The organism is Pseudomonas sp. MF5691, from assembly GCF_016405645.1.
GTDB lineage: Bacteria > Pseudomonadota > Gammaproteobacteria > Pseudomonadales > Pseudomonadaceae > Aquipseudomonas > Aquipseudomonas shahriarae.
Genome location: NZ_JAEKDC010000020.1, coordinates 84,111 through 93,085, shown reverse-complemented (window position 1 = coordinate 93,085; position 8,975 = coordinate 84,111). Strand labels below are relative to the sequence as shown.

The window sequence follows — 8,975 nt, the reverse complement described above, 5'->3', positions numbered from 1 at the left end:
GGGCTCGACAGCTCCCACCTCGATCTTCAGGGTTTGGAGGATTGCGTTTCAGCTGCCATTGCAGGATGCATCCGGTACTCAATGTACTGAGGATCCAAGGTGGGAGCTGGCTTGCCTGCGATAGCGGCGGGTCAGCCAACATCAATCCCAGCAATGCCGCCGGCATCGCAGCCTCGCCGGGGCTCGACAGCTCCCACCTCGATCTTCAGGGTCTGGAGGATTGCGTTTCAGCTGCCATTGCAGGATGCATCCGGTACTCAATGTACTGAGGATCCAAGGTGGGAGCTGGCTTGCCTGCGATAGCGGTAGTTCAGCCAACATCAACCCCCGCAATGCTGCCGCCATCGCAGCCTCGCCGGGGCTCGACAGCTCCCACCTCGATCTAGCGGGTGGAGGGTTGCATTTCAGCTGCCACCTTGGATCTTCATTGCTGCAACTGAAGGGCCTCACGCTTGAAAAAGCGCTTCTGCTCAAATGGAATCTCTTCGCGGTCGGCGTAGGGTGCGCTGTACCAGTTGCCGTAGGTGGGATTCGGCAGCAGGAACCAGCGCTGGCCGAACCAGCCTGTATAGGGCTCGACCGCCCGGTGTTGGGCGGCCAGGGTGTTGTGTTCGGCCTGGACGAAATCCCCCAGGGAATCCCCGACCATCAACAGCACCCGCGCCTGGCTGGCGACCCACTGGCGGCGGCAGTTTTTGCCGTAGCCGGCCTGTTCGCAATGGCCGGTCGGGGTGGCGGCCGCCAGTATTTGTTGGTTGCTGTCCACCGGGAAACCACGCAGGCGCAGGTTAGCGACCGTGGCCTGGACCTGGCTGTGTTCGCGGTTGGTCAGGTAATACACTTTGATCCCGCGTTGCTGCGCCGCCTGCACAAACGCCATGGCGCCGGGCAGGGCCTTGGCCTTGGCCTGGTCGACCCAGGTGTTCCAGCGATCATAGGAGTAGACCTGGTTGTTGATGATGTCCCGCGCGTTGAGTGGCACGTTGTCCAGCAGGGTTTCGTCGATATCGACGATCACCGCCGGCGGCAGGCCGCTGAGGTTGCGTGGGGCAAAGGGCAGGGCGTCCCAGTCCTTGCTGGCCAGGGCCACGTCGAGCTGGCGGGTGGCGTTGGCAAACACCTGGCGATAGATCAACTCATGCTCGATGGAGGTTTGGGTCCAGAGCACCGCATCCAGTTGGTCGTTGGCCGGTGGATGCTGTTGGCAACCGACCAATAGTGAAGAGAACAGGCAGATGCTGGCGAAGGTGAGATTGCGCATGAAAGGCTCGGCCTCAAGAGTGAAGGGGCGCTCAGGGCCAGCACATTAGCCTAATCGACGAGGTTTGTGCGTGACCTGCGTATGATCCGCGGCTTCCAACCGCAGACCTCTTCAAGGATACGGCCCATGCGCCTGCGACAACCTCTGCTTGTTCTTTCCCCGCGCTGGCTTGGCTTGGGGGCTGCCCTGACGTTCAGTCACCTGGCCCAGGCCGAGGAGGCGCTGCAGTTGGCGCCGCTGCAAGTCACCAGCACCGAACTGAGCGAAGGCGAAGCGGCCCAGGCGCAACTCAAGCAGGTACCCGGTGGGACCAACTACGTTGACATGGCCAGCGTCGAGCAGGGGCGGGTCAGCAGCAATGAAGACGTGCTCAAGTACCAGGCCGGCATCTATGCCAAGGCGGCGAATAACGAAGGGGTGAAAATCTCCATTCGCGGCTCGGGCATCAACCGTGGCCCCGGCAGCCATGCGTCCGGCCTGTATGAAACCATCGACGGCCTGCCACTCACCGGCCCCGGCGGCACGCCTTATGAACTCAAGGACCCGCTGTGGCTCAGCCGCGTCGAAGTGCTGCGCGGTGCCAACGGTTTCGACCGCGGCGCACTGGCCCTGGGCGGGGCGGTCAACTATGTCACCCGCACCGGCTACGATGCGCCCAAGTTGCGCGTGCGTTACGAGGCCGGCAGCCATGGATATGCCCAGCGGGAAATCAGATCCGGGCAAGTGCTGGGCGATGCCGACTATTACATCAGCCTGACCGACACTGACTACGATGGCTTCCAGCAACAAAGCGCCGGCAGTGGCAAGGGCGTGGCGGCCAACTTCGGCTACCGGCTCAACCCGGACCTGGAAACCCGCTTCTATTTGCGTTACCGCGAAACCGCCAACGACAGCCCCGGCAAACTCACGCGCCAGCAGATCGAGCACAGCCCGCGTGCGGCCAATGCGCTCAATTTGACGCGCGACTCCAAGCGCTTGCAGCCGGGTTCTACCTGGATCGCCAACAAGACCACGCTGCAGTTGGACGATAACTCCCGCATCGAAGCGGGGCTGGTGTACCACGACTACCCCATGGACCTGCGCGAAGGCACCAACCGGCTCAAGGTGGCGTATACCGATATCAGCGGCACCTTGAACTACATCCGCCAGGACACCCTGCTGGGACGCGACAGCAAGACCACGGTCGGCCTGCGCACCACCCAGGGCCTGCCCAATAACGGTGTGTCGGAGTACGTGCGGGTGCCTGCAGGTGCCACCGCCGGTTTTGCGCCGGGCACCAAGACCCGTGACTACAGCTACCTGGGGTCGGATACGGTGCTGCACGTGAGCAACGACCTGGAGCTGCTGCCCGATCTGTGGCTGACCACCGGGCTGGCGGCGATCTATACCCGTCGCGAAACCGAAGTCACCTATCCCGAGACCCATGCCCCCTTGAGCACCCATGCCTGGGACTATGCCCCGCGCGTGGGCCTGCGCTATGACTTCAACCCGCAATTGCAGGTGTATGGCAACCTGAGCCGCTCGGTGGAGCCGCCGCATGCCTGGTCGATGATCTGGGGTTCCAATAAGTTCTTTGCCAAAGATGTTAATAATCCGGCTTCCGGCTTGGCCCGCGAAGGCGTGGAACTGCAAAACCAGACCGCCACCACCCTGGAAGTGGGCGGACGCGGCGAAGCCTGGTTCGGCCAATGGGACCTGGCGCTGTATCACTCGCTGGTGCGCCATGAGTTGCTCAGCGTCGAGACCCAGGCGGCTACGCCCAACCTGTCGCAGGTGGTCGCCGAATCCAACGCCAGCCCGACCATTCACCAAGGCCTGGAACTGAGCCTCACCAGCCCGTTGTGGGAGGGCGGCAACACTGGCCGCCTGGCCCTGCGCCAGGCCTACACCTACAGCAGCTTCCACTACCGCGACGACCTGCGTTTTGGCGACAACACATTGCCCGGTATCCCCAAGCACTATTACCAGGCGCAGGTGCGCTACAGCCATCCCAGTGGCTTTTTCAGCAGCCTCAATGGCGAGTATTCCTCGCGGGTGGCGGTGGACTACGCCAACTCCTACTACGCGCGAGCCTATGGCTTATTGGGCGCCACCGTTGGCTATGACGCGCCGAAGCAGGACTGGCAAGCCTGGGTCGACCTGCGCAACCTGACCAACCAGCGCTATGCCAATACCGTGACCCCGGGCTATGACGACCATGGCAAGGATATGGCGCGCTCGACGCCGGGCGATGGCATGGGCGTGTATGCCGGGGTGTCCTGGAGCTTGCGCTAAGCAGGCCATTGCCGGCGAACCCCTCGCCATAAGTCGGGCCTCCTGCACCCGTGGGGGACAGCTGGTCTGGATGTGCCTGGGGTTCGTTGACGAGCCCTTGCCCTGCCATCGTTTTACTGTCATCGTTTGCGCGATTGGTAATCTTTCTTGTTTGAGAAACTTTTGCGCATGCATGACTTTCCTGTGGCCGATTGTGATATAGCCCGCCGCCAGCAGACACTCACCGCGCTCTACAGCGACCACCATTCCTGGTTGCAGGGTTGGCTGCGCAAGAAACTCGGCTGTTCGCAGCATGCGGCGGACCTGGCCCAGGATGCATTCGTGCGGGTGTTGCTGCTGGCCGAGCCCCACAATATTCAGGAGCCTCGGGCATTTCTCGCGACCACTGCCGGGCGCTTGCTGATTGACGGTGCGCGGCGACGCAAGATCGAGAAAGCCTATATGCAAGCCCTGGCGATCCAGTACGAAGACGCTGGCATGCCCGATCCAGCGACCATTCATGTCGCGCTGCAGGCCCTGGAACGCATTGCGCTGATGCTCGCCGGCCTGCCGGACAAGGCCCGCGAAGCGTTTCTGCTCAGTCGCCTGGACGGCCTGACCTACAGTGAAATCGCGGCCCAGCTCCAGGTCTCCTCCAGCACAGTAAAAAACTACATCTCCAGCGCGCTGGTGCATTGCTACCAAACGCTGCATGGCGCGGATCCGCTTTGATGTCCGCCGAACAGATTGTCAGCGAGGCAGCGCAATGGTTGGCGCTGCTCAATGATGAGAAAGTCAGCGCCGCTGACCGCCAGGCATTTGAAGAGTGGTGTGAGGCTGACCCACGCCATCGGGTGGCTTTCGAGCGCATGGGGGCATTGTGGGGCAGCCTCGATGAACTGCCTGCCGAACCGGCACGCCTGGCATTGAATCAAGCCTTCATCCCACGCAAGCCCGGGTACGCCGTGCGCGGCGGGCAGGTCCTGGGGTTGTTGGGTGTGTTGGTGCTCGGCTGGGCGAGCGTCGAGCAACTGCCACTGTGGATGGCCGACCAACGTACCGGCGTCGGCGAACGGAGCCAGGTGGTCCTGGCGGATGGCAGCCAGGTGCAGCTCAACAGCAACTCGGCACTGGACGTGAAATTCGACGGCCAGCAGCGTGTAATCGAGTTGCTCAAGGGCGAGATGTGGGTCGAGGTGGCCAAGGATGCGCAGCGGCCATTTGTGGTGCGCACCGACCAGGGCACGGCGACCGCGTTGGGCACGCGTTTCCTGGTCCAGCGCGCGGTGGATGGCTCGACCGTGGTCACGGTGATCGAATCAACGGTGGCCGCCAAAGGCAATCACAGCGAGGCGGTGAAGGTCACGGCAGGCCAGCGCGCGATCCTCAAGCAGGGCCACGCCCAGCCAGCGCAAGCGGTCGGCAGCGGCGACCCGGCGGCCTGGACCCGGGGCTTGCTCACAGTGGATGACCGGCCGTTGAGCGAGGTCCTGCAAACCCTGGCCAGCTATCGCCATGGCGTGGTGCGCTTTGATCCCCAGGCGTTGCAAGGCATGCGCGTGTCAGGGGTGTTCAAGCTCGATGACAGCGACGCAGCGCTGGCGACCCTGGCGGATAACCTGCCGATCAAAGTGGAGCATTTCACCGACCTGCTGGTGGTGATCAAACCCCTCTGATGTGCCTGAAGACACCCGTTCAAATAAAAACCGGTCTCATTCATACCCGATTTCCCGACATGGCCGTCATGGAATATAGAACCCTCTTTTCCAGGACCTCTCATGTCACGCTTTGCTCGTCCGTTGCACCCGCTGGCGCTGTCAGTGGCGATGGCTTTTGCCGCTGTGCCCCTGACCATTCACACCGCATGGGCTGATGAAAGCAGCCATTTCTCGATCCCTGCCGGTGACCTGAGCCAGGCCCTCAACGGCTTTGCCGAACAGGCCGGGCTGGTCCTGGCCTTTGATCCGGCCTTGACCCGCGGCAAGCGCAGCAGCGGTTTGAACGGGCAGTTGAGCAGCGACGCGGCACTCGCCCAGTTGCTGGCGGGCAGCGGTTTGCGGGCCCAGGCGCTGTCTGCCCAGCGCTATCGCATCGAGCCGATCCCCCAGGCGGATGGCTCGGTGGAGTTGCAAGCCACCACCATCAGCGGTGCCGAGCAAAGTGAAAGCCCCATTGGCCCGGTGTCCGGCTATGTGGCCACGCGCAGCCTGTCTGGTACCAAGACCGACACCGCGCTGATCGAGACCCCGCAGTCGATCTCGGTGGTCACCAAAGACCAGATGCGCGCGCAGAATGCCGAGAGCCTCAACCAGATCCTGCGCTACAGCGCCGCGGTCGTCCCGGAAACCCGTGGCGCCACTGCCTCGCGCCTGGACCAGTTGACCATTCGCGGCTTCTCGCCGGTGACTTACCTCGACGGCCTGCGCGTGGCGTCGAGCCGCGATGCCTCGCCGCAAAAGGATGCCTTCGACCTGGAGCGCGTGGAGGTCCTGCGCGGCCCGGCCTCGGTGTTGTATGGCCAGGGCAGCCCCAGCGGCGTGATCAATATGGTCACCAAGCGCCCGCTGGATACGCCTTTTCACGAAGTGGGCGTGGAGTACGGCACCTTCAACAAAAAGCGCACCACCTTCGATCTCAGCGGCCCGCTGGATGAGCAAGGGGTGTACTCCTACCGCGTCGCCGGCTTGTTCGATGATGCCGACGGCCAGGTCGAGCACACCGAGACCCGCCGCCAATCCCTGTCTTCGGCCTTCACCTGGCGCCCGAACGAGGACACCTCGCTGACCCTGCTCGGGCATTTCCAGAAGGATCCCAAGGGCGCTTCCTACGGTTCGATGCCGGCCTGGGGTTCGGTGTTGCATAGCCCGCTGGGGCGCAAGATTGATGTCGATTTCTACGACGGCGAGAAAAACTTCGAGAAGAGTGACCGCGCGCATTACTCCATCGGTTATGCCTTCGAGCATCACCTCGACGACGTCTGGACCGTGCGCCAGAACGCCCGCTATATGCGCAGCGAAGGGATCTACCGCAGTATCTACAGCAGCAACCTGCAGGCCGATTACCGCACCTTGAACCGCTCGACCATCGCCACCGATGTCGACATGGATGCCTACAACCTAGATAACCAGTTGCAGGGCAAGTTCGACACCGGCCCGGTGCAGCACACGCTGTTGATGGGGCTTGATTACCAGAACACCAGCGTCGATACCAAGGCCGGTTACGGCAAGGGACCGGACCTGGATATTTTCGATCCGGTATATGGCGTGCCAGTCACCACCCCGGCATTTTCCAGCGACGCCACCCAGCGCAGCGAGCAGACTGGCGTGTACCTGCAGGAGCAGGCGAAGTGGGATAAGTGGGTGCTGTTGATGGGCGGTCGTTATGACTGGGCCAGCACGGATAACAGCTCATTGAGTTTGACCGACGGCAAGAAAGCCAAATCCTCCCTGGACAGCAAAGCCTTCACCGGCCGCCTGGGGGTGGTCTACCTCTTCGATAACGGCCTGGCGCCATACGCCAGCTATTCCGAATCCTTCTCCCCGCAATCGGGCACCGGCTACGGTGGTTCGGTGTTCAAGCCCACCGAAGGCAAACAGTACGAAATCGGCATCAAGTACCAGCCGCCAGGCAGCAACAGCTTTATCACCGCCGCCATCTTCGACCTGCGCCAGAACAACGTGCCGACCATGGACCCGGACCCAACTCACTTGTGCGGCAATGGTCGCTGCCAGGTCCAGGACGGTGAAGTGCGCTCCCGTGGCTTTGAACTCGAAGGCAAGGCCAGCCTCAACGACAATCTGGATATCACGGCGGCCTATGCCTACCTCGATAACCGCATCAGCAAATCCAACAGCACCGTGCGCTATGCGCCGATCACCGACATTGGCGTCGGCCCCGCCGTGCCGACCCAGGGCACCACGACCTATGCTGTGCCGCGCCACACCGCCTCGGTGTGGGCCGACTACACCTTGCATGACGGCAACCTCAAGGGCTTCGGCGTGGGCGCAGGCGCGCGGTATGTCGGCTCGTCCTGGGGCGATACCGCCAACACCCTGAAGGTTCCGGGCTACACCTTGTTCGATGCGTCGGTGCACTACGACATCCCGCACATCAATACCCAGGGCGACAACCTGCGCCTGGCGCTGAACGCCACCAACCTGGCGGATAAAGAGTACGTGGCGTCCTGCTATTCGTACTCGTGGTGCTGGTACGGCTCGCAACGGACGGTGCAGGCCAGTGCGACGTATCAGTGGTAAGTTGAAAAACCGTTCTGCATAGCAGTATCGGAACAGGTCAGTTCGTTTCGAGCTGACCTTTTTATTTCGCTCAGATGCATCGAGAAGGCATTTTAATGGCCCCCAACTGGCCGATGTTTCGCCAAAATCACTTTTATTTTCAGGTGGTTAGGTGGGATGCCAATGCGTAACGTAAAAATCACGCTGATTGCCTTGGCCCTGGCGAGCGGGGCGGCGGCGGCCCAGGGCAAGACGCTGCGCGAAGGGGATCGGTACATGTGCAGTTGGGGCGCGGGCACGGCGGCCAGGGCCCAGGAGCTGAAGTTGGCCGGTGTTTCGCTGTATGCCGCGCGGCAGAAAATCCAGCGGTACAAGTTCGACAAGTCCTGGATGCGCATGATGGCCATGGGGATCACCGAGCAGACCTATGACAGCCCCTCGCGGCTCAAACCGACGGCTGTTCGTTCGAGCTTTTATGAAGAGTGCGTGCGCTACAAACGGGCGCGTAAATAGACACGCTACATACTCGGTTATTAACCTGATAGTTATTAGGGTTTTAACCCGGTAAGTTTGGAAGTTGCACCAAAAAGTGGCACGAAAGATATCGCGAACCCTGAAAAATGTGTGGTTATTGAATGACTTAGCGCTGTTTCAATCCGACGAAAGGCTAATAATCAACTTGTTACAGGTTGTCTCGGTGGTTATTATGGCCGGGCGTTCACCTCCCACGGTTTATGCATTTTTAAATCCCAAGTTTCCATCAGCTACTTGGGATTTTTTTTGTCCGCGATTTGACCTTCATACCTGCCTGGCAGATAAACGTCCGTGGTTTTTCTGGCGCCAGTGCACCAACGCTTTCGCAGAAAAGTGTGGGGTAGCTAACACTTTCGTAGGATTGCCTACACGCGTTGCACAACCTGATCTACCCTGCATGGATCACGTCCATCGCGTCATGTGTGAGCAAGGGTGCCCAGGATGATTCCGATCGCTGAGTTGAGCCGCATCATGGCGTCCGGTTTCGTCCCGCTGTCGTGCGCTTGTAGTGTCAACCCCCAGGGTTTCTTGACCATCCGAGTCTTCGAACCGGAGTCCGGTCGCGTCGAGCTGCTGTTGACCGGCGTGTCGCCCCAGGGTCTGGACAGCATCCGTGCCATCTCCAACCTGATTGGCGAACTGCGCACCGAACTCAAGGCCGGGCGCCGTGGGTTTGCGGCATTCGGCTAGGC

7 protein-coding genes are annotated in these 8,975 nt (G+C 61.4%); 6 read left to right on the top strand and 1 reads right to left on the bottom strand.

The features are described from left to right. Window positions 1-424 precede the first annotated feature (424 nt). Window positions 425-1,261 carry a 5'-nucleotidase, lipoprotein e(P4) family gene (locus JFT44_RS23030; RefSeq protein ID WP_169989991.1) on the bottom strand — a complete coding sequence of 279 codons (837 nt, stop codon included), beginning with the start codon at window positions 1,259-1,261 and terminating at the stop codon, window positions 425-427. A 126-nt stretch (window positions 1,262-1,387) separates the two neighbouring features. Here JFT44_RS23030 and JFT44_RS23025 point away from each other — a divergent pair, with 126 nt between their 5' ends. The 6 genes from JFT44_RS23025 (at window position 1,388) to JFT44_RS23000 (ending at window position 8,973) form a co-directional block, all read left to right on the top strand. Next, window positions 1,388-3,535 (top strand): TonB-dependent receptor domain-containing protein, encoded by a 2,148-nt coding sequence (locus JFT44_RS23025; RefSeq protein WP_198831218.1) that lies wholly within the window; start codon window positions 1,388-1,390, stop codon window positions 3,533-3,535. Window positions 3,536-3,703: 168 nt separating this feature from the next. Next, the gene (locus tag JFT44_RS23020; protein ID WP_057959224.1) at window positions 3,704-4,246 is read left to right on the top strand and encodes a sigma-70 family RNA polymerase sigma factor; all 543 of its coding nucleotides are present in this window, start codon (window positions 3,704-3,706) and stop codon (window positions 4,244-4,246) included. Beyond that, window positions 4,246-5,190 (top strand): FecR family protein, encoded by a 945-nt coding sequence (locus tag JFT44_RS23015; protein WP_169989988.1) that lies wholly within the window; start codon window positions 4,246-4,248, stop codon window positions 5,188-5,190. Before JFT44_RS23020 ends, JFT44_RS23015 begins: the two co-directional genes overlap by 1 nt. Window positions 5,191-5,292: 102 nt before the next feature. Continuing rightward, window positions 5,293-7,770 carry a TonB-dependent siderophore receptor gene (locus JFT44_RS23010; RefSeq protein WP_198831217.1) on the top strand — a complete coding sequence of 826 codons (2,478 nt, stop codon included), beginning with the start codon at window positions 5,293-5,295 and terminating at the stop codon, window positions 7,768-7,770. Window positions 7,771-7,932: 162 nt separating this feature from the next. After that, complete coding sequence (locus JFT44_RS23005) at window positions 7,933-8,262, top strand: hypothetical protein (RefSeq protein WP_057959227.1); 330 nt, start codon at window positions 7,933-7,935, stop codon at window positions 8,260-8,262. 462 nt (window positions 8,263-8,724) lie between these two features. Next, window positions 8,725-8,973 (top strand): DUF1652 domain-containing protein, encoded by a 249-nt coding sequence (locus JFT44_RS23000; protein WP_198831216.1) that lies wholly within the window; start codon window positions 8,725-8,727, stop codon window positions 8,971-8,973. The last annotated feature ends 2 nt before the right edge of the window (window positions 8,974-8,975 follow it).

Excerpts from the sequence above, each read along its gene's own strand:
- JFT44_RS23015 (WP_169989988.1), top strand. The coding sequence starts at position 4,246 with ATGTCCGCCGAACAGATTGTCAGCGAGGCAGCGCAATGGTTGGCGCTG.
- JFT44_RS23010 (WP_198831217.1), top strand. The coding sequence starts at position 5,293 with ATGTCACGCTTTGCTCGTCCGTTGCACCCGCTGGCGCTGTCAGTGGCG.
- JFT44_RS23030 (WP_169989991.1), bottom strand. The coding sequence starts at position 1,261 with ATGCGCAATCTCACCTTCGCCAGCATCTGCCTGTTCTCTTCACTATTG.
- JFT44_RS23025 (WP_198831218.1), top strand. The coding sequence starts at position 1,388 with ATGCGCCTGCGACAACCTCTGCTTGTTCTTTCCCCGCGCTGGCTTGGC.
- JFT44_RS23000 (WP_198831216.1), top strand. The coding sequence starts at position 8,725 with ATGATTCCGATCGCTGAGTTGAGCCGCATCATGGCGTCCGGTTTCGTC.
- JFT44_RS23005 (WP_057959227.1), top strand. The coding sequence starts at position 7,933 with ATGCGTAACGTAAAAATCACGCTGATTGCCTTGGCCCTGGCGAGCGGG.
- JFT44_RS23020 (WP_057959224.1), top strand. The coding sequence starts at position 3,704 with ATGCATGACTTTCCTGTGGCCGATTGTGATATAGCCCGCCGCCAGCAG.